Annotated in this window: 24 protein-coding genes and 1 tRNA gene; 14 read left to right on the plus strand and 11 right to left on the minus strand. The window is 60.3% G+C overall.

What is annotated here, in order from left to right:
- Positions 1–310: 310 nt before the first annotated feature.
- Entirely contained in the window at positions 311–799 is a 489-nt protein-coding gene (locus tag HX812_RS26700) for a hypothetical protein (protein ID WP_038846763.1), read from the plus strand.
- Between the two features lie 76 nt (positions 800–875).
- On the opposite strand, the gene HX812_RS26705 is transcribed toward HX812_RS26700, so the two are convergent.
- On the minus strand, positions 876–1,958 hold the full coding sequence (locus tag HX812_RS26705) for a site-specific integrase (protein ID WP_235165451.1): 1,083 nt from the start codon (positions 1,956–1,958) through the stop codon (positions 876–878).
- Between the two features lie 105 nt (positions 1,959–2,063).
- A tRNA-Arg gene (locus tag HX812_RS26710) sits at positions 2,064–2,140 on the minus strand.
- Between the two features lie 371 nt (positions 2,141–2,511).
- Between HX812_RS26710 and gabD the strand changes: the two genes are divergently transcribed.
- The 3 genes from gabD (at position 2,512) to HX812_RS26725 (ending at position 6,765) form a co-directional block, all read left to right on the plus strand.
- Positions 2,512–3,954, plus strand: coding sequence for an NADP-dependent succinate-semialdehyde dehydrogenase (gene gabD, locus HX812_RS26715; protein ID WP_028615249.1), 1,443 nt, complete (start codon positions 2,512–2,514; stop codon positions 3,952–3,954).
- Positions 3,955–4,139: 185 nt separating this feature from the next.
- Complete coding sequence (gene gabT / locus HX812_RS26720) at positions 4,140–5,417, plus strand: 4-aminobutyrate--2-oxoglutarate transaminase (RefSeq protein WP_033898922.1); 1,278 nt, start codon at positions 4,140–4,142, stop codon at positions 5,415–5,417.
- A gap of 139 nt (positions 5,418–5,556) precedes the next feature.
- Positions 5,557–6,765: an HDOD domain-containing protein gene (locus HX812_RS26725; protein ID WP_038846771.1), complete on the plus strand. Its 1,209-nt coding sequence runs from the start codon at positions 5,557–5,559 to the stop codon at positions 6,763–6,765.
- 2 nt (positions 6,766–6,767) lie between these two features.
- Here the strand turns inward: HX812_RS26725 and HX812_RS26730 are convergent, their stop codons facing one another.
- Together HX812_RS26730 and desA are read right to left on the minus strand one after the other, a co-directional pair.
- On the minus strand, positions 6,768–7,769 hold the full coding sequence (locus HX812_RS26730; protein ID WP_038846773.1) for a sensor domain-containing diguanylate cyclase: 1,002 nt from the start codon (positions 7,767–7,769) through the stop codon (positions 6,768–6,770).
- Between the two features lie 188 nt (positions 7,770–7,957).
- On the minus strand, positions 7,958–9,142 hold the full coding sequence (gene desA, locus HX812_RS26735; RefSeq protein WP_033898911.1) for a delta-9 fatty acid desaturase DesA: 1,185 nt from the start codon (positions 9,140–9,142) through the stop codon (positions 7,958–7,960).
- A gap of 166 nt (positions 9,143–9,308) precedes the next feature.
- On the opposite strand from desA, the gene dibA reads away from it, so the two are divergent.
- The 6 genes from dibA to HX812_RS26765 all read left to right on the plus strand — a co-directional run bounded on the left by dibA (position 9,309) and on the right by HX812_RS26765 (position 15,550).
- Positions 9,309–11,222, plus strand: a complete 1,914-nt coding sequence (gene dibA, locus HX812_RS26740; protein WP_038846776.1) for a phosphodiesterase DibA — start codon at positions 9,309–9,311, stop codon at positions 11,220–11,222.
- 302 nt (positions 11,223–11,524) lie between these two features.
- Entirely contained in the window at positions 11,525–11,707 is a 183-nt protein-coding gene (oscA, locus tag HX812_RS26745; RefSeq protein ID WP_003170956.1) for a sulfur starvation response protein OscA, read from the plus strand.
- A 66-nt stretch (positions 11,708–11,773) separates the two neighbouring features.
- The gene (locus HX812_RS26750; RefSeq protein WP_028615255.1) at positions 11,774–12,784 is read left to right on the plus strand and encodes a sulfate ABC transporter substrate-binding protein; all 1,011 of its coding nucleotides are present in this window, start codon (positions 11,774–11,776) and stop codon (positions 12,782–12,784) included.
- 77 nt (positions 12,785–12,861) lie between these two features.
- Positions 12,862–13,680: a sulfate ABC transporter permease subunit CysT gene (gene cysT, locus HX812_RS26755; RefSeq protein ID WP_016975029.1), complete on the plus strand. Its 819-nt coding sequence runs from the start codon at positions 12,862–12,864 to the stop codon at positions 13,678–13,680.
- 13 nt (positions 13,681–13,693) lie between these two features.
- Complete coding sequence (gene cysW, locus HX812_RS26760; RefSeq protein ID WP_038850309.1) at positions 13,694–14,566, plus strand: sulfate ABC transporter permease subunit CysW; 873 nt, start codon at positions 13,694–13,696, stop codon at positions 14,564–14,566.
- Positions 14,567–14,569: 3 nt separating this feature from the next.
- Positions 14,570–15,550 carry a sulfate/molybdate ABC transporter ATP-binding protein gene (locus HX812_RS26765; RefSeq protein WP_038850310.1) on the plus strand — a complete coding sequence of 327 codons (981 nt, stop codon included), beginning with the start codon at positions 14,570–14,572 and terminating at the stop codon, positions 15,548–15,550.
- Between the two features lie 67 nt (positions 15,551–15,617).
- Here HX812_RS26765 and HX812_RS26770 read toward each other — a convergent pair whose 3' ends face one another.
- Complete coding sequence (locus HX812_RS26770; RefSeq protein ID WP_038850311.1) at positions 15,618–16,145, minus strand: DUF962 domain-containing protein; 528 nt, start codon at positions 16,143–16,145, stop codon at positions 15,618–15,620.
- Positions 16,146–16,228: 83 nt separating this feature from the next.
- Between HX812_RS26770 and HX812_RS26775 the strand changes: the two genes are divergently transcribed.
- On the plus strand, positions 16,229–16,918 hold the full coding sequence (locus HX812_RS26775; RefSeq protein WP_038850312.1) for a Crp/Fnr family transcriptional regulator: 690 nt from the start codon (positions 16,229–16,231) through the stop codon (positions 16,916–16,918).
- On the opposite strand, the gene uraH is transcribed toward HX812_RS26775, so the two are convergent.
- Both uraH and HX812_RS26785 read right to left on the minus strand, forming a co-directional pair.
- Entirely contained in the window at positions 16,915–17,325 is a 411-nt protein-coding gene (uraH, locus tag HX812_RS26780; RefSeq protein WP_038850313.1) for a hydroxyisourate hydrolase, read from the minus strand. The genes HX812_RS26775 and uraH overlap by 4 nt on opposite strands.
- 10 nt (positions 17,326–17,335) lie before the next feature.
- On the minus strand, positions 17,336–17,809 hold the full coding sequence (locus tag HX812_RS26785; RefSeq protein ID WP_038850314.1) for a heme-binding protein: 474 nt from the start codon (positions 17,807–17,809) through the stop codon (positions 17,336–17,338).
- 98 nt (positions 17,810–17,907) lie between these two features.
- Between HX812_RS26785 and HX812_RS26790 the strand changes: the two genes are divergently transcribed.
- Positions 17,908–18,273: a response regulator gene (locus tag HX812_RS26790; protein ID WP_038850315.1), complete on the plus strand. Its 366-nt coding sequence runs from the start codon at positions 17,908–17,910 to the stop codon at positions 18,271–18,273.
- Positions 18,274–18,401: 128 nt separating this feature from the next.
- Here the strand turns inward: HX812_RS26790 and HX812_RS26795 are convergent, their stop codons facing one another.
- Positions 18,402–19,406, minus strand: a complete 1,005-nt coding sequence (locus tag HX812_RS26795; protein ID WP_038850316.1) for an AraC family transcriptional regulator — start codon at positions 19,404–19,406, stop codon at positions 18,402–18,404.
- A 101-nt stretch (positions 19,407–19,507) separates the two neighbouring features.
- On the opposite strand from HX812_RS26795, the gene HX812_RS26800 reads away from it, so the two are divergent.
- Positions 19,508–20,602: a fatty acid desaturase gene (locus HX812_RS26800; RefSeq protein ID WP_038850317.1), complete on the plus strand. Its 1,095-nt coding sequence runs from the start codon at positions 19,508–19,510 to the stop codon at positions 20,600–20,602.
- Here HX812_RS26800 and HX812_RS26805 read toward each other — a convergent pair.
- From HX812_RS26805 to HX812_RS26815, 3 genes are all read right to left on the minus strand, one after another.
- Complete coding sequence (locus tag HX812_RS26805; RefSeq protein WP_080642450.1) at positions 20,493–21,428, minus strand: LysR family transcriptional regulator; 936 nt, start codon at positions 21,426–21,428, stop codon at positions 20,493–20,495. The genes HX812_RS26800 and HX812_RS26805 overlap by 110 nt on opposite strands.
- Positions 21,429–21,525: 97 nt before the next feature.
- Positions 21,526–22,695 (minus strand): CynX/NimT family MFS transporter, encoded by a 1,170-nt coding sequence (locus tag HX812_RS26810; protein WP_038850319.1) that lies wholly within the window; start codon positions 22,693–22,695, stop codon positions 21,526–21,528.
- Positions 22,682–23,140 carry a nucleoside deaminase gene (locus HX812_RS26815; RefSeq protein ID WP_038850320.1) on the minus strand — a complete coding sequence of 153 codons (459 nt, stop codon included), beginning with the start codon at positions 23,138–23,140 and terminating at the stop codon, positions 22,682–22,684. Before HX812_RS26815 ends, HX812_RS26810 begins: the two co-directional genes overlap by 14 nt.
- 106 nt (positions 23,141–23,246) lie before the next feature.
- On the opposite strand from HX812_RS26815, the gene HX812_RS26820 reads away from it, so the two are divergent.
- On the plus strand, positions 23,247–24,098 hold the full coding sequence (locus HX812_RS26820) for a LysR family transcriptional regulator (RefSeq protein ID WP_033898878.1): 852 nt from the start codon (positions 23,247–23,249) through the stop codon (positions 24,096–24,098).
- The last annotated feature ends 130 nt before the right edge of the window (positions 24,099–24,228 follow it).

The following is a 24,228-nucleotide window of genomic DNA, read 5'->3' on the forward strand; positions in this document are numbered from 1 at the left end:
CCCTTAAATGCGAAGAGCCCTTTATGTCGTGGCTGCGAATATACTCGGTTCAGGTATTTCGGATCAGTCAGTAGTAACAGGTAAAGTATTTGAGCATTTGCCCGAACTTGATCCTGATGCAGAGCACCTACTGCGGAATCTTATTGCATAAATGATTCTGCTCTCTGACAACGACATTCTAATAATGCTTGCCCAATGTAATCTCGTTGATGAGGCACTCAATGTCTTCAGTGCGGGCTGAGCGATTGTTTTGTTGTGGGGGGCTGCGCCATATTCTCTTTATCTAAATAATCCTCAAAAATGCTATGAAATGCGCCTGGGGAATCACGCAGCCTTCGACCGTCTTGCAGGATTGGTACAGTCTTGTCAGCGGCTCGGAGAGGCTAACGAAAATATCGATTTGCTTGAAGCCCTTTCACGAGTTGATGGGGTTGATGATGGCGAATTAGAACTTTTTTTGCATGCTGATAGCCTTTATCGTGCGAATCATTCATATATCTTGACCACTGGCGACAAGCGATCTCTTAAAGCTTTGCTCTCGTCGAACTGTACGCTTGCATACCCGCCCCTTTTTCAAAAGGTTGAGTGCTTAGAGTCACTTTTGCTAAAGGCGATGGACTTGTATGGTCATGCCCATATTGCAAATAAAGTGAGTATTGGATACACCACTACTACGAAAGAAGACAGGTTTGCTAAGGTTCTTCGAGTTGCTTTTGGTATGGGTCGTGAGGAGTCTGCTACACGTGAAGCGCTCACATATTATATGCAAGATGTTGCGTATTTTATTAAGAAGTTTTAATGCCTGCCAGAGCTTTCTAAAACTCAAGAGTAGTCCGGTAGGCCTCTTCGTTATCAATTTTATTAATGGCTAATATTCATGCCAGCTTCGCCGCTAACTCCTCCGCAGTAATGTTGTAATACCGCTTCAGCATGTTCACCTCTCGATGCCCCGTCACGCTCGCAAGCTCGATCAGATTCGGCAGTTTGGTCGCAAGCCGACAGGTCGCTTCATGCCGCAGATCGTGAAAGCGCAGATTGATCAGGAAGTCTTCCTGAGGAATTAACCGCGCAGCCCCGCAATCGGCCAAGTATTTCAGCCTCGCACGCTCCAGACCCCGCACAAAAGCCTTCTTGAGCGCATCAGCCGTTGTGGGAAAGACTCGACCGCACAGCGAGCGCGGCAAGTCCTTCAACAGCTGGATAGCCTTCGGCGAAAGTGGGACGGTTCTGGGCAGGCCGTTTTTGGTTGCGGGCAGGTGCGCGGTTCTGCGATCTAGGTTTACGTGCTTCCAGCGCAGTTCGAAAATCTCGCCACGGCGCATAGCGGTTTCAATCGCCAATTGAACGATGGGCCGTATCCAAGGATTGTGCGATGCATCTGCATAGGTGCCGTCAGCACGGCGCTCACGAAGCTCAAGGGCGTTGAGGATGTATTGCTCTTCAACTGGGTCGAGCCGCCGTGATCGTTCGTCGTTGTAGCTGGGGCGGCTGACCATCCTGACTGGATTCTCGGCCAGATGAATGCCCCATTCGCGGCGAGCCACCTCAATCACGCATTGAAACAATGCGAGTTCGCGCTTAACCGTATTGCCCTTCCGGATCTTCAGGCGCTCGTCACGGTAGCGTGCAAAATCTGAAGAGGTGAGGGTGGCAACGATACGTGTTGCCAATGGATGACGCTTAAGCGCTTCCAGACGTTTGATTTCCGAGTACGCGCCTTTGTGCTTCGGAGCAATCTCAGAGATATAGCGATCAATGAGTTGATGAAAGGCAGTGCGTTCAGCCTCAACCCGAGACACAAAAATACCCCGGTCGATTTCGCTTTCGATCATGCGTGCCCAGGCTTGGGCATCGAATTTGGTTTCGAAGGTTTTGCGCTGGGCCGGATAGCCCTTACGGCGGATTTGCGCTTCCCACTGATACTCGCCGCGATTCCTGATTGTTGCCATTTCGACCATTCCCGCCACGTTTAAGTGTGGCAAATTTGTGGCAAAAACGACTTTCAGGACTAGGACAGGTTTCTGTCAGGAGCGCTATCCCCTTGTAATATAAGGGAAAGAAGATGGTGCACCCGGCGGGATTCGAACCCACGACCCCTGCCTTCGGAGGGCAGTACTCTATCCAGCTGAGCTACGGATGCTTGTGCGGGCGACATCATACCCATGTCGACCTTGGGCGTCCATGCTGGTCTTTGGGCGTTCACGTGTAGGAATTTGCCGTACAGAGGCCCTAAGCCGGGCACCACCGATCAGGGCGCAGGAACCCGATCCATCTACGCTGATCAGATAAATCCGATAGATGCGTCGTTTTCGTTCTTTTTTTCGAACAGACTATTGCCCTGTACCCCCATTGATCCTAGGATTCGTTTGAGATTTCAAACGCTCTGTCTCCCGCGTGCGCTTTCACTCCTTTTGCGCGCTGGGGCTGATTTCCCTGACGGCAGCCCACAAGGCGCCTTTCAACAACTCTAATTCGCTCCGCGTGCGCGCGGTGCTGTTAAGGAAAGCCGACATGCAGCTTAAAGATGCCCAGTTGTTCCGCCAGCAAGCCTTTATCGATGGCGCTTGGGTCGATGCGGACAACGGTCAAACGATCAAGGTCAACAACCCTGCCACGGGCGAGATCCTCGGCACCGTGCCAAAGATGGGCGCCGCTGAAACCCGCCGCGCCATCGAAGCCGCCGACAAGGCGCTGCCGGCCTGGCGTGCACTGACCGCCAAGGAGCGCGCCAACAAGCTGCGCCGCTGGTTCGAACTGCTGATCGAAAACCAGGACGATCTCGGTCGCCTGATGACCCTTGAGCAAGGCAAGCCACTGGCCGAAGCCAAGGGCGAAATCGTCTACGCCGCTTCCTTTATCGAGTGGTTCGCCGAAGAGGCCAAGCGCATCTATGGCGACGTAATCCCTGGCCACCAGCCCGACAAGCGCCTGATCGTGATCAAGCAGCCGATTGGCGTGACCGCTGCGATCACCCCGTGGAACTTCCCGGCCGCGATGATCACCCGCAAAGCCGGCCCGGCCCTGGCCGCCGGTTGCACCATGGTGATCAAGCCGGCTTCGCAAACTCCCTTCTCGGCCCTGGCCCTGGTTGAGCTGGCGCACCGTGCCGGTATCCCAAAAGGCGTGCTGAGCGTGGTGACCGGCAGCGCCGGCGACATCGGCGGTGAGCTGACCAGCAACCCGATCGTGCGTAAATTGTCCTTCACCGGCTCGACCGAAATCGGTCGCCAACTGATGGCCGAATGCGCCAAGGACATCAAGAAAGTCTCCCTGGAGCTGGGTGGCAACGCGCCGTTCATCGTGTTCGACGACGCGGACCTGGATAAGGCCGTCGAAGGCGCGATCATTTCCAAGTACCGCAACAACGGTCAGACCTGCGTCTGTGCCAACCGCCTGTACATTCAGGATTCGGTGTACGACGCTTTTGCCGAAAAACTCAAAGTGGCCGTGGCCAAGTTGAAGATCGGTAACGGTCTGGAAGACGGCACGACCACTGGCCCTCTGATCGACGAAAAAGCTGTGGCCAAGGTACAGGAACACATTGCTGATGCCTTGAGCAAAGGCGCCAAGCTGTTGGCCGGTGGCAAGGTGATGGAAGGCAACTTCTTCGAGCCGACTATCCTGGTCGACGTGCCGAAGGACGCTGCCGTCGCCAAGGAAGAAACCTTCGGCCCGCTGGCGCCGCTGTTCCGTTTCAAGGACGAAGCCGAGGTGATCGCGATGTCCAACGACACCGAGTTCGGCCTGGCCTCCTACTTCTATGCCCGTGACCTGGGCCGTGTGTTCCGTGTGGCTGAAGCCCTGGAATACGGCATGGTCGGCGTCAACACCGGGTTGATCTCCAACGAAGTGGCGCCGTTCGGCGGCATCAAGGCCTCGGGCCTGGGTCGTGAAGGCTCCAAGTACGGGATCGAGGATTACCTGGAAATCAAATACCTCTGCCTGGGCATCTAATCCGTCCGGCAAGGCATTGCAGTAAACGCAGAGGGCACGAGAGCGCTGACCCTTTGCGTGTTTCATCCCGTTATTCGTAGTGGCCGGGAACGCTGTGGCAGTCGATCATCGCATGCTGCCGCAGTTGCCTCCCCGCCACGTATTCCTTGGACCACGCCACCCGATGAGTGGCGAATGAGGACTTTATGAGCAAGACCAACGCATCCCTGATGAAACGCCGCGAAGCCGCTGTCCCGCGCGGTGTTGGCCAGATTCACCCGATCTTCGCCGAATCCGCGAAGAACGCCACCGTGACCGACGTTGAAGGTCGCGAGTTCATCGACTTCGCCGGCGGTATCGCCGTGCTGAACACCGGTCACGTGCACCCGAAAATCATCGCGGCCGTGACCGAGCAACTGAACAAGCTGACGCACACCTGCTTCCAGGTACTGGCCTACGAGCCTTACGTGGAACTGTGCGAAAAAATCAACGCCAAGGTCCCAGGTGATTTCGCCAAGAAAACCCTGCTGGTCACCACCGGTTCCGAAGCTGTCGAAAACGCCGTGAAAATCGCCCGCGCCGCCACCGGCCGTGCTGGCGTGATCGCGTTCACCGGCGCCTACCACGGCCGCACCATGATGACCCTGGGCCTGACCGGTAAAGTCGTGCCTTATTCCGCTGGCATGGGCCTGATGCCAGGCGGCGTGTTCCGCGCGCTGTTCCCGAACGAACTGCACGGCGTGAGCGACGACGATTCCATCGCCAGCATCGAACGCATCTTCAAGAACGATGCCGAGCCGCGTGATATCGCGGCCATCATCATCGAGCCGGTGCAGGGCGAAGGCGGTTTCTACGTCGCGCCTAAATCCTTCATGAAGCGCCTGCGTGAACTGTGCGACAAGCACGGCATCCTGCTGATCGCTGACGAAGTGCAAACCGGTGCCGGTCGTACGGGCACCTTCTTCGCGATGGAGCAGATGGGCGTTGCCGCCGACCTGACCACCTTCGCCAAGTCTATCGCTGGCGGCTTCCCGCTGGCCGGTGTGTGCGGCAAGGCCGAGTACATGGACGCCATCGCGCCAGGCGGCCTGGGCGGCACCTACGCCGGTAGCCCGATCGCTTGCGCCGCGGCCCTGGCCGTGATGGAAGTGTTCGAAGAAGAGCACCTGCTGGACCGCTGCAAGGCTGTCGGCGAGCGTCTGGTGACTGGTCTGAAGGCTATCCAGGCCAAGTACCCGGTGATCGGCGAAGTGCGCGCTTTGGGCGCAATGATCGCGGTCGAGCTGTTCGAAGGTGGCGACAGCCACAAGCCAAACGCCGCTGCCGTTGCCGCCGTGGTGGCCAAGGCGCGTGACAAGGGCCTGATCTTGCTGAGCTGCGGCACCTACGGCAACGTGTTGCGCGTGCTGGTCCCGCTGACCTCGCCGGACGAGCAGTTGGACAAAGGCCTGGCGATCATCGAAGAGTGCTTCTCCGAGCTGTAAGCGGAGGCTGACCTGATCGACAGGAAAAACCCGCTTCGGCGGGTTTTTTTATGCCCATTTCCGCACATTCAGGCCCTGTTCATTGTACGCAGGCGTCTGCATTGTCTAAGGTTGCAGCATTGCCGATGGAGCGTGCTGGATGACTGCTGTTGATTTACCCGCTGTACCCCGCGTGTTGATTGCCGAGGCGGACCCCTGGTCACGGGACCTGCTCAAGCAAGTGTTGTTGAATGTGCGCTGCGACGCGCGGCTGGATGTGTGTGCCGATGGTCAACAGGCGGCGACGTTGCTGCGAGAGAAAGCCTACGACCTGATCCTGGCCGATTGGGAGCTGCCGGGCATCGATGGCTTGAGTCTGCTGCGCAGCGTGCGCCAGAAGCGCCGCTCGCCCGCGTTGCCGTTCATTCTGCTGAGCAGTCGCAACGACAGCGCCAGCGTGCGCGAAGCCTTGCCCCTGGCACCCACGGCGTACTTGACCAAACCCCTGAATATGGAAGGCCTGACCCAGCGCCTGCAAGACCTGCTGCTCAATGAAGGCGAAACGGTGTACTGCGAGATTGCGCCGCTGTCACCGGGCATAACCTTGCCGGTGTTCCTTGAGCGCCGCCGCGAAGCGTCCGATGGCGCACCCTTGCGCGTCGATGTGAAAGCCGCCGTGCAACACAGCCTCGGGCCCGAAGGCCTGGAACTCAAGCGCCTGGAAGACCAGGTGCGCATGGACCCGCAAATCACCGCCGTGCTGATCGCCGCCGCCAACAGCGCCGGCCATCACGGCAACCCCGTGCAAACCCTGCCTGCTGCCTTGCAAAAGCTGGTGCCGGGGCAAAGCATGAACTTGATTCTTGGTCTGGCGCTCAAGCACAACGTGGTGCTGGGTGACCCGGCCCTGGTGGCCTATGCCGAGCGCCACTGGCAATTGTCCCAGGACACCGCCGACTACGCTCGGCGGTTGGCACGCATGTTGGAGCTGGACCACGAACGCTGTTACAGCGCCGGTATCCTCCACCGGCTTGGTGACCTGGCGCTGTTGCGCTGCCTGGAAGACTGGCGCCAGGGCGGCGGTGCGCTGGATGACGAAGCGATTGGTGAATCGCTCTACACCTTTGGCGCCGCCTACGGTTCGGCACTGCGCACGCGTTGGCGTTTGCCGCTGGAACTGCGCCAATTGATCGCGGCGATTTATTCGTTGGAGGGCGGTGTGTATGCCAGGGATGCATTGGTGGTGAACCTGGCGGCGCAGATGGCGCGTTTGACGGAACATGAAGGCTTGGAAGAGCTGGCCAGGGGCAAGACTGCGCGATTGCTCAAGGTCGGCTTGGCGGAGCTGACGCGGATCCGCAAGGCGTAGCGTCAGCCCGCAACGACGCGATTTTTGCCCAGGCGCTTGGCCTCGTACATCGCCGCATCGGCGCGGGCGAACAGGCTGTCCAGGGTCGAGTCTTGCTCGGTGAGGCTGGCCAGACCCTGGCTGATGGTCACATTGAACGCCTGGCCCTCATAGCTGAAACCCAGCGCCTGGATCTCTTTGCCCAGCCGCTCAGCCACTTGCAAGGCCATCTCCGGTGCGCAGCCGGGCAGTACGGCGGCGAATTCTTCGCCGCCAATGCGCCCGAACAGGTCGCCACGGCGCAATACCCCGCGACCGCTCTCGGCGATACGGCGCAATACTTGGTCGCCTTCCAGGTGGCCGTAGGTGTCGTTGACGTCCTTGAAGTCATCGATGTCCAGCAGCAGGAAGGCCAGCGGCGCCCCTTGGGCACAGGCCGTGTCAAAGGCCTGGTTGGCGCATTCGAAGAAATGCCGGCGATTGCTGCTCTGGGTCAGCACATCGGTGGTGGCCAGGCGATGAAGCTCCAGCTCCATCTGTTTCTTTTCGGTAATGTCCTCGGCCATGCCCACCACGATCAACGGTTCGCCGGGTTCGACCTGCTGGTTGATGTAGCACTTGTCGCTCAACCAGCGGATCTGCCCGTCGGCGGTGATGATGCGGTACTCGCGATCCTCCACGGCGCCTTGTTCCAGCACGCGGGCCAGGCTGTGTTCGGCGTAGTCGAGGTCTTCGGGGTGAATGCTGTTGCGCCACTCCCGATGATCAGCCAGCAGCAGGCCGGCGGAACGGCCAAAAACGCGTTCATAGGCCGGACTCACGTACAGCACGCGGCGGGTTTCCCAGTCGATGGCCCACAGCACGGCGTTCACGCTTACCAGCATCGAACTCAGCAGTTGCTCACGTTCGCTCAACCGTTCGACTTCACCCTGGGCATGCACCAGTGCCAACAGGGTTGCAGCGGCAGCCGGGCGCGGATGTTCAGCGGTGGGCGGATCGGGCAAGTAGGGATTTTCGTGAACCATCGGCACAACTCTCTCTGGGCGCGCCGCAGGCTGGAACAGCGGTCGCTACAAGGGGCCACCATGATGGCGAAGTGTTCATTGAGAGAGGGTAATTGCAGTGAAGTTCCGTCAACAGGACCGATTGCCGGTGCCCGGTAAATGACGCCAAAAAGCTGATAGGTGGGAGAGCAAGCTCTCCCACCGCACCATCAGACCGCCGCAGGACGCAGCGAATAAGTCTTCAATTGGTGAGCAAAATCCCGCAGGGACTGGATGCCGCTGGCCTCGGCCTCATGTACCCATTCCTTGATGGCCGCCAGCATATCGTGGCCATTGGAACTGGTCTTGAGCCAGATCTGCTGCAGCGCCAAGCGCTTTTCGTAAATCACTTTCAGCGCCTGGCTGTGTTCCAGCATGCTCTGGATACGCACATGGTGGCGGTCATCCAGCAAACTGGTTTCTCGCGAAAGCAGGCGCTTGGCGCGGTGGAATTGGTGGCGAACGGAGTGATCGACCTTTTCCAGCTCCTGCTTGACCAGTGGGCCGATCACCAACTTGCGGTACTGGGCCATGATCTGGAAGCGGTTGTTGAGAATCGCCATGGCGGTGTCCATGTCCAGGTGGCCCTTGCCTTCCACGCGGTGGGCGATGGGCGCGACGCGTTGCACCTTGGCCAGGCGCAGGAAGCTGAACACTTTGATCCAGGCCCAGCCCATGTCGAATTCCCACTTCTTCACCGACAGCTTGGCGGAGTTGGGGTAGGTGTGATGGTTGTTATGCAGCTCTTCGCCACCGACGATGATGCCCCACGGCACCAGGTTGGTCGCCGCGTCACGGCATTCGAAATTGCGATAACCCACGGCATGGCCCAGCCCGTTGATCACGCCGGCGGCCCAGAACGGAATCCACATCATCTGGATCGCCCAGATGGTAATGCCGATGGTGCCGAACAGCAGCAGGTCGATCACGCCCATGATCGCCACGCCCAGCAACGGGTAGGGCGTGTAGATTTTGCGTTCGATCCAGTCTTCCGGGCAGTTCTTGCCGTAGATGCGCAACGTCTCGGGGTTTTCGGCCTCGGCGCGGTACAGCTCGGCGCCTTTGCGCATCACGGTGGACAGGCCCTTGATGACCGGGCTGTGCGGGTCGTCGACGGTTTCGCACTTGGCGTGGTGCTTGCGGTGGATGGCAGTCCACTCGCGGGTGTTCTGCGCCGTGGTCAGCCACAGCCAGAAGCGGAAGAAGTGTTTCAGCCCGGCATTGAGCTCCAGGGAGCGATGGGCGGAATAGCGATGCAGATAGACTGTGACCGCAACGATGGTCACGTGGGTCATCAACAGAGTGACCGCCACCAGTTGCCAGGCTGACAGGTCAAGAAAACCGTTGTACCACATAGGCTGTATGGCCCTCAGATAAAGAAAAGAACAGCTCACGCATTATCACTAAGCCTACAGAGAAAACCAGCCGCCCTTTCAGATAGGAGTGACTGGATGTTTCTTATTCTATAATCCGCAGCCTTTGTAGGGCGATTCTGTTTTTTTGGTAAGGATTACTGACCATATGCTGTTTTCATACCGAGGTGCCCTGCGTGCGGGGCTGGTATACCTGCTGGTTTCCGTTCTGTGGATCGGCGTCACTCAGCGCGTATTGATCGAGTTTCTCGATAACCCGAGTGAGTTGAACCACTGGCTGCAGGTGCGCGGCTACGTGTGGGTGGCCCTCAGCGCCTTGGCGATTTACCTGATATGCGCCCGGTTTGCCCGGGCCAACCAGCTGCAACAGCCCCTGAAAGAAAACCGTGAACGCCTGCGCCAGGCCGCCGCCGTGTTCGATTGCACCCGCGAAGGCGTGTTGGTCACCGACGCACAGGGGCTGATCGTGCACGTCAACCGGGCGTTCATGGAAATCACCGGCTACAGCCGCGAAGATGTCATGGGGCATCAGCCCAGCCTGTTCAAGTCCGGTCGCCATTCGTCGAATTTCTATCAACAGATGTTCCAGAGCCTGGAGCGCACCGGCGAATGGAGCGGTGAAATATGGAACCGCCGTAAAAGCGGTGAGATTTATCCACAGTGGCAGACGATTCGGGTCATTCACGATGACCAAGGGCAGGTCAGCCATTACGTCGCGGTGTTTTCCGACATCAGCGCCATCAAGGACTCCGAGCACGAACTGGCCCACCTCGCGCACCACGATCCGCTGACCGACCTGCCCAACCGCTTGCTGTTCACCGACCGCGCCGAGCAGGCGCTGGCCTCGGCGCAGATCCACAAGCGCGGTTGCGCCCTGCTGTTGCTGGACCTGGACCACTTCAAGATCATCAACGACAGCCTGGGCCATAACGTCGGTGACCAGTTGCTCAAGCTGGTGGGCGAACGCCTCAAGGCGCTGTTTGGCCCTGGCGTGACCCTGGCCCGACTGGGGGGAGATGAGTTCGCGGTGCTGGCGGAAAGTTGTCCACAGGTGGCCCAGGCGGCGGGCCTGGCGCAGCGCATGCTGGACGCGATGAAACAGCCCTTTATCTTTGATGGCCACCAGCTGTTTATCAGCGCGAGCATTGGCATCAGCCTGTTCCCCAACGACGCGCTGAGCGCCGAGCAGTTGCTGCGTAACGCCGATTCTGCGCTGTTCAAGGCCAAGAGCGCCGGGCGCGAAGGCTACGCCTTGTACACCGAGGAGCTGACCGCCCACGCGCAGAATCGCGTGGAAGTCGCCAGCGAGCTGCGCCGCGCCCTCGAACAGCAGGAGCTCTGCGTCTATTACCAACCCGTGCACGACCTGCACAGTAGCCGTCTGATCGGCGTCGAAGCGCTGGTGCGCTGGCAGCACCCGGAACGCGGCCTTGTGCCGCCGGGCGAATTTATCCCGATCGCCGAGCGCACCGGGTTGATTGCCGAAATCGATGCCTGGGTGATGGACCAGGCGTGTCGGCAGATGTGCCAATGGCTGGCTGATGGCGCCCCGCTGAGTTTTATCGCCATCAATGTGTCCAGCCGTCTGTTTGCGCGGCGTGAGCTGTATGAACAGGTCGCCCAGGTGCTGCATGACACGGGCCTGGATCCGGCCTTCCTGGAGTTGGAGGTCACCGAGAGCGCGGTGATGGAAGACCCGGAGGTCGCGCTGGAGCAGATGCACCGTCTGCGGGAGTTGGGGCTGCGCCTGGCGATCGATGATTTTGGTACGGGTTATTCGTCACTGCTGCGCCTCAAGCGGCTGCCGGTGCAGAAGCTCAAGATCGACCAGGGCTTTGTTGCCGGACTGCCCTGGGACGAAGATGACGCGGCCATCGTGCGCGTGGTGATCGCCCTCGCTAAAAGCATGGGCATGCAGGTGCATGCCGAGGGGATCGAGCAGGTTGAACAGGCGCGGTTTCTGTTGGAGCAGGATTGCGATATGGGGCAGGGGTATTGGTTTGGCCGGCCGATGCCGGCGAGTGAAATCGACTGGAACCGAGCCCCTCCAATCCAGAATTGAAATGTGGCCAGAATGTGGGAGCGGGCTTGCTCGCGAATGCGGTGTACCAGTCGCCACCTGTGCTGGCTGACCCACCGCATTCGCGAGCAAGCCCGCTCCCACATTTGGATCTTTTCAAGGCTTAATTTCAGCGGCATCTCAAAAAATCTGCACGCAACCCCACGCCCCACCAGAAAATTCTTTCTGGTTATATAAACATTCTTAAATAGTATTTTTAAGAATATCCGCGCTTATCTACTATCGCTCTCACGCCGCAAGCAGTGCCGCCACTGCGAGGCACTATTCATTTCAGGAGCGAGACCATGAGCGCATCTCTACGTAGCGTCGACGGCCAGGACGAAGCAGCCATTTTGCGTGAGATCCAGAGCGCCCTGCGCGATCTGCGGTTTGGCGCGGTGGAAATCACTGTGCACAACGCGCAAGTGGTACAGATCGAACGCAAAGAAAAATTCCGTTTGCAGAACCCGGGTAACAAACCGAGCTAAGCAGTAACGGCGATAGACCCGCACTTAATAAGAAAAAGCCAACACCCCAGAATTTCAGGAGCTTCTATGTCGTCGATTCGCCGTTATGCCCTGGCCGCCCTGGCCAGCGCCGTGTTTGCAGGTTCCGCCGTTGCCAAGGACTACGAGTTGCTCAACGTCTCGTACGACCCGACCCGTGAGCTGTACCAGGACTACAACGCTGAGTTCACCAACTTCTGGAAACAGTCCCACCCCGGCGACAACGTCAAGATCCAGCAATCCCACGGGGGGTCGGGCAAGCAAGGCCGCGCGGTGATCGACGGCCTGCGCGCCGACGTGGTCACCCTGGCCCTGGCCGGTGACATCGACGAAATCGCCAAGCTGGGCAAGACCCTGCCGGAAAACTGGCAGACCCGCCTGCCGGACGCCAGCACCCCGTACACCTCGACCATCGTGTTCCTGGTGCGCAAGGGCAACCCTAAAGGCATCAAGGATTGGGGCGACCTGATCAAGAAAGACGTGTCCGTGATCACCCCGAACCCGAAAACCTCCGGCGGTGCGCGCTGGAACTTCCTCGCCGCCTGGGCCTACGGCCTGAAAACCGGTGGCAGCGAAGCCAAGGCCCAGGAATACGTGAAAGAACTGTTCAAGCACGTACCTGTGCTGGACACCGGTGCTCGCGGTTCAACCATCACTTTCGTCAACAACGGTCAGGGTGACGTGTTGTTGGCCTGGGAAAACGAAGCGTTCCTGGCCCTGAAAGAAGACGGCGGCGCCGACAAGTTCGATATCGTCGTGCCTTCCCTGTCGATTCTCGCGGAGCCGCCAGTGGCCGTGGTCGACAAGAACGCCGAGAAAAAGGGCAACACCGAAATCGCCACTGAATACTTGAAACACCTGTACAGCCCGGCTGGCCAGGAGATTGCGGCGAAGAACTTCTACCGCCCACGCGATGCAAAAGTGGCCGCCAAATACGCCCAGCAGTTCCCGAAACTGGACCTGGTGACTATCGACAAAGACTTCGGAGGCTGGAAAACTGCCCAGCCGAAATTCTTTAACGACGGTGGCGTGTTCGACCAGATTTACACCGCGCAGTAAGCCGAGCAACAACCCGCCCACAGAGCCCGCATTCACCTGCGGGTTTTGTGTGTCAGTTCCCTTAACCAAGGACTCTTATGTCGCGTCGTATCTCCCCCGTCATACCCGGCTTCGGGCTGACGCTGGGCTACACCGTGGTGTACCTCAGCCTGATCGTACTCATCCCCCTCGCGGCGATGTTTGTACACGCCGCTCAACTCACCTGGGATCAGTTCTGGAACATCATCTCCGCACCACGCGTGCTGGCGGCGTTGCAACTGAGCTTCAGCACCGCGCTGTATGCCGCGTTGATCAACGGCGTGATCGGTACGCTGCTGGCCTGGGTGCTGGTGCGCTACACCTTCCCCGGCCGCAAGGTCATCGATGCGATGATCGACCTGCCGTTCGCTTTGCCCACTGCTGTCGCCGGTATCGCGCTGACCGCGCTGTACACGCCTAACGGCCTGGTTGGCCAGTTCGCCGCCGACCTGGGCTTCAAGATCGCCTACACCCCGTTGGGTATCACCCTGGCGCTGACCTTCGTCACGCTGCCGTTTGTGGTGCGCACGGTGCAGCCGGTATTGGCCGATATCCCCCGGGAAGTCGAAGAAGCCGCCGCCTGCCTGGGCGCCAAGCCGTTGCAGGTGTTCCGTCATATCCTGGTGCCCGCGTTGCTGCCCGCCTGGTTGACCGGTTTCGCCCTGGCGTTCGCCCGTGGCGTCGGTGAGTACGGTTCAGTGATCTTCATCGCTGGCAACATGCCGATGAAAACCGAGATCCTGCCGCTGCTGATCATGGTCAAGCTCGACCAATACGACTACCGCGGCGCCACGTCCATCGGCGTGTTGATGCTGGTGGTTTCCTTTGTCCTGCTGCTGCTGATCAACTTGCTGCAGCGGCGCATCGAACGTCCATAAGGAGGCGCGGAACATGTCCCAATCGTCTATTTCCGCCGCGTCCTCGGCCAACGCCGCCCGTCGTGGCAGTGCTGCATCGCGACGTATCCTGATCGGCCTTGGCTGGCTGGTGTTTGCGCTGTTTTTGCTGTTGCCACTGCTGATCGTGGTGACACAAGGTTTGAAGAATGGCCTCGGCGCGTTTTTTACCGCGATCCTTGAGCCCGACGCGTTGTCGGCGCTGAAGCTCACGGTGATCGCCGTGGCAATTTCGGTGCCGCTCAACCTGGTATTCGGCGTCAGCGCCGCCTGGTGCGTGAGCAAATACTCGTTCCGTGGCAAAAGCATCCTGGTGACGCTCATCGATTTGCCCTTCTCGGTGTCGCCGGTGATCGCCGGTCTGGTCTATGTGCTGATGTTCGGCGCCCAGGGCTTCTTTGGCCCGTGGCTGCAGGACCATGACATCCAGATCGTGTTCGCCTTGCCCGGCATTGTGCTGGCAACCATCTTCGTCACCGTGCCCTTCGTGGCCCGTGAACTGATCCCGCTGATGCAGGAGCAGGGCACCCAGGAAGAAGAGGCCGCGCGCCTGCTCGGTGCGAATGGCTGGCAGATGTTCTGGCATGTGACCGTGCCGAACATCAAATGGGGTTTGATCTACGGCGTGGTGCTGTGTACCGCACGGGCCATGGGGGAGTTCGGCGCGGTGTCGGTGGTGTCCGGCCACATTCGCGGCGTGACCAACACCCTGCCGCTGCACGTCGAGATTCTCTACAACGAATACAACCACGTTGCCGCGTTTGCGGTGGCGAGTCTGTTGCTGATCCTGGCGCTCTTCATCCTGCTGCTCAAGCAGTGGAGCGAGAACCGTATAAACCGCCTGCGCGCCGGTGCGGCTGAGGAATAAGTCATGTCGATCGAAGTCCGTAATGTCAGCAAGAACTTCAACGCCTTCAAGGCCCTGAACAGCATCAACCTGGACATCCAGAGTGGCGAGCTGGTGGCGTTGCTGGGCCCGTCCGGCTGCGGCAAGACCACCTTGCTGCGCATCATCGCCGGCCTGGAAACCCCGGATGACGGCAGCATCGTGTTCCACGGTGAAGACGTGTCCGGCCACGACGTGCGTGATCGCAACGTCGGCTTCGTGTTCCAGCACTATGCGTTGTTCCGCCACATGACCGTGTTCGACAACGTGGCGTTCGGCCTGCGCATGAAACCGAAGAACCAGCGCCCGAGCGAAAGCCAGATCGCGGTCAAGGTGCATGAGCTGCTGAATATGGTGCAGCTGGATTGGCTGTCGGATCGCTACCCGGAACAACTGTCCGGTGGCCAGCGCCAACGTATCGCCCTGGCCCGCGCCCTGGCGGTGGAACCCAAAGTGCTGCTGCTGGACGAACCCTTCGGCGCCCTCGACGCCAAGGTGCGTAAAGAACTGCGCCGCTGGCTGGCGCGCCTGCACGAAGACATCAACCTGACTTCGGTGTTCGTGACCCACGACCAGGAAGAGGCCATGGAAGTCGCCGACCGCATCGTGGTGATGAACAAGGGCGTGATCGAGCAGATCGGTTCACCGGGTGACGTGTACGAGAACCCGGCCAGCGATTTCGTCTATCACTTCCTGGGTGACTCGAACCGCCTGCACCTGGGCGAAGACAAACACGTGCTGTTCCGTCCCCACGAAGTGTCGCTGTCACGGCATGAGCTGGAAGACCATCACGCGGCTGAAGTGCGTGATATTCGCCCGCTGGGCGCGACCACGCGTGTGACCTTGAAGGTCGAAGGCCAGAGCGAGCTGATCGAGGCTGAAGTGGTGAAAGACCACGACAGCCTGACCAATCTTGCACGCGGCGAGACGCTGTTCTTCAAGCCCAAGGTTTGGCAAAAAGCCTAAGAACCCGCCACCACGCTAAATGTGGAATGGGATCAAACTGTGGGAGCGGGCTTGCTCGCTCCCACATTCAGACCTTACTAAGCTTTAGATCGCGGCGTGCCATGGGCCCTGACCGGTCTTCAATCTGCTGCTTGAGCGCATGCCGCAGCCCCAGCAGAAACGCCAACTCCGCCACCACAAACAACGGCCCCACGATCAGCCCCGCCACGTCATCCACAAACGCCGGCTTCTTGCCTTCGTAGTAATGCCCGACGAACTGAATCACCCAACCCACCACAAACATCCCAATGCCGCTGCTGAGCCACACCAGTGTGCTCTGTGCCGCCAGCACATGCCCGGCCCATACCGACAGGCCCATCAATACCGTCATCAGCACGCCCAGTACCAACTCCAGGCGCAAGTAGAACCACGCCGAAAACAGCGCGAGAAGAACGGCCGGTGAGATCCACAGCCCACCGACAGCCCATTCCGGGCGGGACAGCAGCACGGCCACCGCAACAACAATCAGCGGGATGCCGATAAAGTGGCTGGCGATGTTGCGCGGGTCGCGGTGGTAGGCGGCGTATTGACTGAGGTGATCGACGAGGCTTTTCATTGTTGTTCCTCCTGTAGGATGCTTGATCATCTCCCGTCAGCCAGCGACTGACTGTCAACTGGGCGACAATCTCTGGAGTTCTCATGATTGCGGCGACATGGCATGCCCGATTGGCCGCTGGCCAGTGGTTCAGCCACCTGCCTATACAGCTACAGGATAGTTTGCTGGCGGCGGCTCGGCTGCGGCAGCTGACGGCGGGACAATACCTGTTCCGGCGCGGTGATCCGCCCTGTGGGGTGTATGCGGTATTGGAGGGGGCGGTGCGTGTCAGTGCGGTCAATGCGCAGGGCAAGGAAGCCGTGTTGAGCGTGGTTGAAACGCCGTACTGGTTCGGCGAGATCTGCCTGTTCGACGGTTTGCCGCGTACCCACGATGCCTTGTCGGTTGGGCCGTGCACGCTGTTGCAGGTACCGCAATCGGCGATGCTTGAGATCCTTGAGCAAAACCCGGCGTATTGGCGCGACATGGCGTTGTTGATGAGCCAGAAGTTGCGCCTGTCGCTGATCAATATCGAACAGATGAGCCTGATGCCGGCGTCGACGCGTATCGCCCACCGGCTGCTGATGATTGCCGGCGGGTACGGCGAGATAGAGCACTCCCGTCGCGTCTTGCAACTGCCCCAGGAAGATTTGGCCGCGATGTTGAGCCTGTCGCGCCAGACCACCAACAGTTTGCTCAAGGCATTAGAGCAACAGGGGATCATCAAGCTGAGTTACGGCGCGATTGAAGTGCTCGACCCGCCACGCTTGCGGCAGGCCGCGGGGGCCGGCTAGGAACCGCGATATGTAGAAAAGCCGTAAGGGCTCAGCAGCAGCGGGATGTGGTAGTGCTGGTCGGCCTGCTTGACCTCGAATATCACCGGGACTTCCGGGAAAAATGTCTCGCGATTAGCCTTTTTGTAGTAGTCACCGGTCTTGAATACCACACGGTATTCACCCGGTGTCATGGCTTGGTTGGCCGGAAACAGTTCGGCGATGCGGCCCTGCTGGTTGGTGACACCTTCGGCCAGCGACTGCCAGTGATCGCCTACGTGTTGCTCCAGGGTGACGCTGACGCCGGCAGACGGCAGGCCGTTTTCCAGGTTCAAGACGTGCACGCTCAAGGGGTTTGCGGCCGCCAGGGCCAGGCTGCTCAGGCCGCTGAGGCCGAGGGCGGCAAGGGTCATAGTCAGGGTTTTCATCGAAGTTTCCTCAAGGGGTGATTGTCAGGCCAAGTTGATTGGCCGCCTTTACCGCGCACGCTTCGTCCTGCTCGGCACCGCCGGCACCGGCAATGCCCAGCGCGCCCACCAGTTCAGTGTCGGCGAACAGCGGCACGCCGCCGCCGAGCAACAGCAACTCGGGCAAGCTGTTAAGGTTGGCGGCCTCGGGGTTGTTGCGGGCGCGTTCGGCAAACAACCGGGTGGGGGTTTTTGTCGACAACGCCGTGTACGCTTTGCGTTGGCTGGCGATGCTGTTGTGCGGGCCTACGCCGTCGGCCCGCTGGCTCAGCAATAGATTGCCGCCCCGGTCGAGTACGGTAAGTGCCGCCGTGCACTGCGCGAGGCCGGCGTCTGCCAATTGGCGTGCGGTGTGCAAATCGAGGTCGGCGTGGCGCGGTAGGGCGGGTGCCGCCAGGACGCTGGCGCTGATGGCGAAGCTCAAGAATAGGGCATTGCGGTACATGGGAACGGCTCCAGAAAGCAGGCCGCTACCTTAGCCAGCGCTCTCGGTCAAAAGCCGAACAATTCGATTACAGGTTTGTAATGAACCAAGAGGTAGGCATGCAGGTGTTGTTAGTGGAAGACCAGCCGAAATTAGCGCAACTCATGGCCCAGGGCTTGAGTGAGGCCGGCTTCGCGGTGGAAGTCGCAGCCAATGGCATGGCAGCCCAGCGGTTTGTGGAAAGCACTGACTATGACTTGGTGATCCTCGATGTGATGTTGCCGGGGCTGAATGCCTGGAAGTTGCAGCAGGCGATTCGCAAGAAGGGTGAGACGCCGGTGTTGTTCTTGACGACCCCGGAAGGGATCGAGGATCGTCTGCGCGGGTTGGAATTGCACGAGGATGATTACTTGCTCAAGCCGTTTGAAGCCAAAACCTTGGTGGCGCGGGTAAAGAAGTTGTTGCGGCGTGACCGTGGGCGCTGATTGATCCGGCATCTTCAATACCTGGACCACCGCCATCGCAGGCACGCCCGCTCCCACATTTGGAATGCATTCCCCTGTGGGAGCCGGGCTTGCCCGCGATGGGGCCATCACGAATACCGCAAATCCACCTACCGTAACCCATCCCTGAACTGCCCCGGCGTCATCCCCGTCCAGCGTTTGAACGCGCGGTTGAAACTGCTGGTGTCGGCAAAGCCGAGCAAGTGACTGATCTCGGCCAATGAACACTGCGGGTCACGCAGGTGCAACAGCGCCAGGTTCTCCCGGCACTCATTGAGCAGCGCATCAAACCGGCACCCCTCATCCGCCAGGTGCCGCTGCAAGCTGCGCAGGCTCAGGTGCAGCGCCTGGGCAACGCGCTCTGCGCTCGGCTCACCGTCGGGCAATTGCGCTTCGATCACGCGGCGTACCTTGCGCTCCCACGTCAGCGGTTGCAGTTGGGCGAGGGTGCGCTTGAGCACGGTTTCGTTATGTTCAGCCAGTTCGGGGTTGGCATCGTCCAGGTGGCTGTCGAAATCCTGGGCGGCGAACTCCAGGCGGTCCTCTTCAGCGCCAAAAAACACCGGCGCGCGAAACACCGTGTGCCAGGGCTTTGGATCGAGCGGCTCCGGGCGCCGCAAGTACACGGCCAGTGGCGCATAGTCGCGGCCCAGGCGATTGCGGCAGGTACGCACATAAATCGCCGCAAACGCATCGATGGCCTCGAACGCCGGTGCCGGGCTGTCCGGCGGTTGCAGCAGGCGAAAGCGATAACGCTCCCCCTCGCGACTCAGCTCCAGCGTCAGGGCATCACTGACCACCTGGTGATAACGCACGATGCGCTCGAACACTTCCCGCAAGCTGCCACTGGCCACCAGCGCATACCCCAGCGCATGAAAGGTGGTGGGGCTGACAAATCGCGACACCCGCAGCCCAATCGCCGGATCACCACTGGCCTGCACCGCCAATTCCCACAGACGCGTGGTGGCCGACAGCGGGTAGCGGGCGTTGGGATCGTCCATCTGCTGCGGGTCGAGCCCGGCTTGCTGGCACAACGCGGCGCTGTCGAGGCCCAAGGCATCGAGCTGCTTGCGCAGGGCGCGGGTCCAGCTGGCGAGGGAAGTGGGTTCGGTCATGACGATTGGCGCTTGCGGTCAACAGGTTGGCGTCCGGGGCTAGCGTCCTGCCAGATCGCTTGGGGCAGGATGGGCGCATCAATACACAAGAGGATGGGAGCATGGACGGTACTTCTGCAAGTCCCCAACAGATGAACGCACAACAGCGCTCGGCGCATATCCGTGAAGTGGTGCTGGCCGAAGGCGTGCGCCTGCGCCAGCAACACCCTTGGTTGCTGCATCAGGATGCGTTGGGCGCGGGCATCCTGGCGTTTGCGCTGCTCGGCATGCTGGGCTCGGCGGTGCTCTATATCACGGGCCATATGGCCTGGTGGGTGTGCTTGTTGCTGAACGCGTTCCTGGCTTCACTGACCCATGAGTTGGAACACGACCTGATCCACAGCATGTATTTTCGCAAGCAGCGTCTGCCCCACAACCTGATGATGGGCCTGGTGTGGCTGGCGCGGCCGAGTACGATCAACCCGTGGGTGCGCCGCCACCTGCACCTCAACCATCACAAGGTCTCCGGCACCGAGACCGATATGGAAGAGCGCGCCATCACCAACGGTGAGCCCTGGGGCTTTGCGCGGTTGTTGATGGTTGGGGATAACGTGATGTCGGCCTTCATCCGCATCCTGCGGGCCAAGACCTGGAAGCATAAACTGGCGATCCTCAAGCGCTCGCTGCTGGTGTACGCGCCGCTGGCGCTGCTGCATTGGGGGGCGTGGTATGTGTTCCTCGGTTTTCATGCTGCCAATGGCGTCGCCAGTCTGTTCGGTGCGCCCATCGTGTGGTCTGCCGGCACCTTGCAGATGATGCAAGTGATCGATATCGCCGCCGTGGTGATCATCGGCCCTAACGTATTGCGCACCTTTTGCCTGCACTTTGTCAGCTCCAACATGCACTACTACGGCGATGTGGAACTGGGCAACGTGATCCAGCAGACCCAGGTATTGAACCCCTGGTGGATGTGGCCGCTGCAGGCGTTCTGCTTTAACTTCGGCAGTACCCACGGCATCCACCATTTTGTGGTGAAGGAACCGTTCTACATCCGCCAGATGACGGCCAAGGTGGCGCACAAGGTGATGGCGGAGATGGGCGTGCGCTTCAATGATTTCGGGACGTTTGCGCGGGCCAACCGGCTGGGTTTTCCACCGCCAGCAGGGTTTCGATCAGCGCCTTCGCCGCAGGCGACAAACGCACCCCAGCGCGGCTGATCACCCCGCAACGGTTGCTGAGGCTGTCCAACGCGTGCGGCAGATTGCGCCAGTGCAGGACCTGCAATTGGCCACTGGCGAATGCCTCGACGAAAGCCTCCTCGGCACCCAGGCCGATGGCGTCGGATTGCCGCACGATGGTGGCCAGCGCCGCGAACTGTTCAAGCTCGATGGCGGGTGCAAAGTCGATACGTCCGCTGAGGTTGGCCAGCAGTTTGCGAATGCCGGGCGCAATCAGCGGCGTGGCCAGCGGGTAGCCGAACAAGTCGTTGGTGGAGAGGCTGTCCTTGGCCAGCAGCGGGTGTCCGGCGCGGCAGAAAAACACGCTGCGCCGAGGCGTCAGGGCCTGGGTCTGGAAGTTCGGGTCAGCCTCGAAGTGACGCACGTCGGCGATAAAGAACTCGATCTCTTCACGGTTCAGGCTGCGCCCGAGTTTCTCCCAGTTATCAACCTGCAAGGCAGTGCGCACCTTGGGGTAGGTGGAGACAAAGCGCGCCATCGCCTGGGGCACCAGGTTCACGGCAGCCACGGCGTCGCTGCCCAAGCGCACTTCGCCCGCATCGAGTTTGGTCATGCGCGTGACTTCATGGCTCAGCAACGCCGCGCCTTGCACCAGGCTCAATGCGTGTTGCAACACCACCTGGCCTTCGGGAGTGGGGCGCAGGTCTTTGTTCGCACGGTCCACCAGCACACAGCCGAACTCTTGCTCAAGCCCCTGGATGCTGCGGCTGAACGCCGGCTGCGTGATGCCCATGGCGTCCGCCGCGCGCACGAAACTGCGGTGCTCGTTGAGCGCGATGAAGTAGCGCAGTTGGCGAAGGTCCATGGTGTGCCCGGCATCCTGTAGGGGAACCGGGATTTTAAGGGGGTTGCTTATTCCGTCAATGAAGCATTATTGTTTTATCTAGATCTTAAATGCATATCTATAGAGCGGGCGCCGTGCGGTAAGTGGCGGGGCTGAATACCCGGGTCACCACCAGCATCGCCACCGCTGTCACCGTCAGCACCACCCAGGCACTGACAAAACTGCCGGTGAGTTCACGCAGCCAACCGGTCAGCCACGGCGAAATCGCATTGATCAAAAAGCCCACGCCCTGCACGAACGCCGCCAGTTGCCCGGCTTGGCGCGGGTCGCGGTGGTGGTCGAGGGTCAGCAGCAGGCTCAGGGCAAAACACGCGCCCAGGCCGAAGCCACACAGCGCCACCCACAGATGGGGAAACTGTAACGGCGCCATCAACAGGCCGAGATAGCCAATGGTTTGGGCCAGCAGGCTGATCCACAGCAACGGCCGCCGGTCGATCCCGCGTTGCGCCAGTACCGGCATCAACAGTGCTGCGATCACCTGGAAGATGGTCATGAAGGCCAGCAGCGAGCCACTGGGCAGCACACCCCAACCCAGTTGCTGGTAGTAGGCCGGCAGCCACGCGACCATGCTCATGTAGCCGCAATTCACCAGGCCGAAATACAGCGCCAGCAGCCACGCACGGCGATTGCGCAGACCCTTGAAGGCGGGGATGACGTTCGCGCTTTTTGCCGCGCCCAGTGGCAACCAGGCCCACAACAACAGCGCGGCCAAGGCCGGCAGCAACCACACACCGAGCCCGGCTTCCCACCGCTGAAAATGCGTGGCCACCACTGGGCTGATCAGCGCCGCCAGCCCACCACCGGCCATTAGCGAGGCAGAGTAAACCCCCATCGCCACCGGCACGCGGTGGTGAAATTCGCGCTTGATCATCGCCGGCACCAACGCCTGGATCAACGCGACACCCGCACCGCCGAGCAACGCGGTCACCAGCAGCGTCGAGCCCTGGCCCATCAGCCAACGGGCCAGGCACGCCAGCAGAATCATCATCAGGCCGAGGGCGATGCCGCGCCGCTCGCCCAGCTGCGCTTCAACCCGCACGCCCACCAGCGCCACCAGGCCCATGCACACCACGGGCAGGCTGGTGAGCAGGGCGCTGCTCTGGAAACTCAAGCCCGTGGCCAGGCGAATCTCACCGAGCAACGGGCTGATGGAGCTGAGGATCGGCCGCAGGTTGAGGCCCAGGACCACCAACAGGCCCCAGCCAGCGAGGGATTTATTCAGGGGCATGCAGGTTTTTCCAGTGCTGGTACAGCGTGGTCATGGCCGCATCCGGCAGATGCTGGATCGGCAGGCGCTGCTCGCTCACTGGCAGGCCCACCTGCTGCCCGATCGCCGCTGTCGACAGGCCAAAGGGCTCGGCCATTTCGTTGCTGGCGGCAAACACCACCCGTTCCACACCGCACAGATACATGGCGCTCAGGCACATCGGGCAGGGTTGGCCGCTGGCGTAGATCACGCAGCCATCCAAGCGTGTACCGAGTTGCTGGCTGGCAGCGCGGATCGCTAACAATTCGGCGTGGGCGGTGGGGTCTTGGCTCAGGTGGATCTCGTTGACCGCCTCAATCAGCACGTTGCCGTTTTGCGTCAATACCGCGCCGAACGGCCGGCCGCCGTTGGCAACGTTGGTCCGGGCGAGTTGGATGGCGCGCTGCAGGTGTTGATCGTCGCTCATGGAGATCCCTCTGGGCAGGATGGAGGGTGAAGTATGGGCAGCCGTCAGGGTATTCTGAAATTAAATATAACCATGCCAACCAGTGGCAAACGCAATGGTGACTGCCATGTTCGATCCTGTGTTGTTGCGCAGTTTTGTCGCCGTAGTGGATTGCGGCAATTTCACCCGCGCCGCCGAGCGTCTGCACCTGACCCAATCTACGGTCAGCCAGCAGATCCGCCGCCTGGAAGAGGCGGTGGCGTGTCAGTTGCTCGACCGCGATCAGCGCCGCGTGGTCGCTACGGCGGAAGGCGAGCGCTTGCTGGCCTATGCGCGGCGCATCCTGGCGCTGCATGAAGAAGCCGCCGACGTGTTGATCAGCCAGCAAAGCGACGGCGTGTTGCGCCTGGGTGTGCCGGAGGACTTTGCCTCCGAACGCCTCATGCCGCTGCTCTCGGCCTTTGTACTGGCGTTTCCAAGGGTGCGCCTGGAAGTCACCAGCGGCCTGGGCCCCGAGTTGCAGCGCCAGTACCGCAGCGGAGAGTTCGACGTGTTGTTGGTCAAGCAGATGGGCGACAGCGACGACTGCCTGGCCTCATGGCCGGAGCCCTTGTGCTGGGTGGACAGCCGCAGCACGCCGTCCCTGGGGCGTGACCCTTTGCCGTTGGTGGCATTTCCCGTAGGCGGCCTGTACCGCAATGAAATGCTGCAACACCTGGAAGTGGGCGGCTGGCGCTGGCGCATCGGGTACTCCAGCGCGAGCCTGGCGAGCGTGTGTTCGGCGGTGGCGGCGGGGTTGGGTATCAGTTTGTTGCCCCGTCGCGTCGTACAGGCAGGGCATAGCGTGCTGGGCCCGGACAGCGGCTTGCCCAGGGTGCAAGGCGTGCGTCTGGCGTTGTATGGCCGCAGTGGCTTGGGTGCGGCTGGGCAAAGCCTACAACGTCAACTGCTTGATTTGTGTGCAAACAGCCCTGCCTGATCAATGCCTTTACTGAATATTTCTTATGCCTGAAAGGCATTCAAAAACAACGCCTTTGCGCCAGCCCCCGCAGGCCGGGGCTTTGCCGTTTCCAAGTATTTCATTTATTCAATTTAGATCTATGTATAAC

This window comes from Pseudomonas sp. IPO3749, assembly GCF_013386605.1.
In the GTDB taxonomy this organism is placed as follows: Bacteria; Pseudomonadota; Gammaproteobacteria; order Pseudomonadales; family Pseudomonadaceae; genus Aquipseudomonas; species Aquipseudomonas azotoformans_A.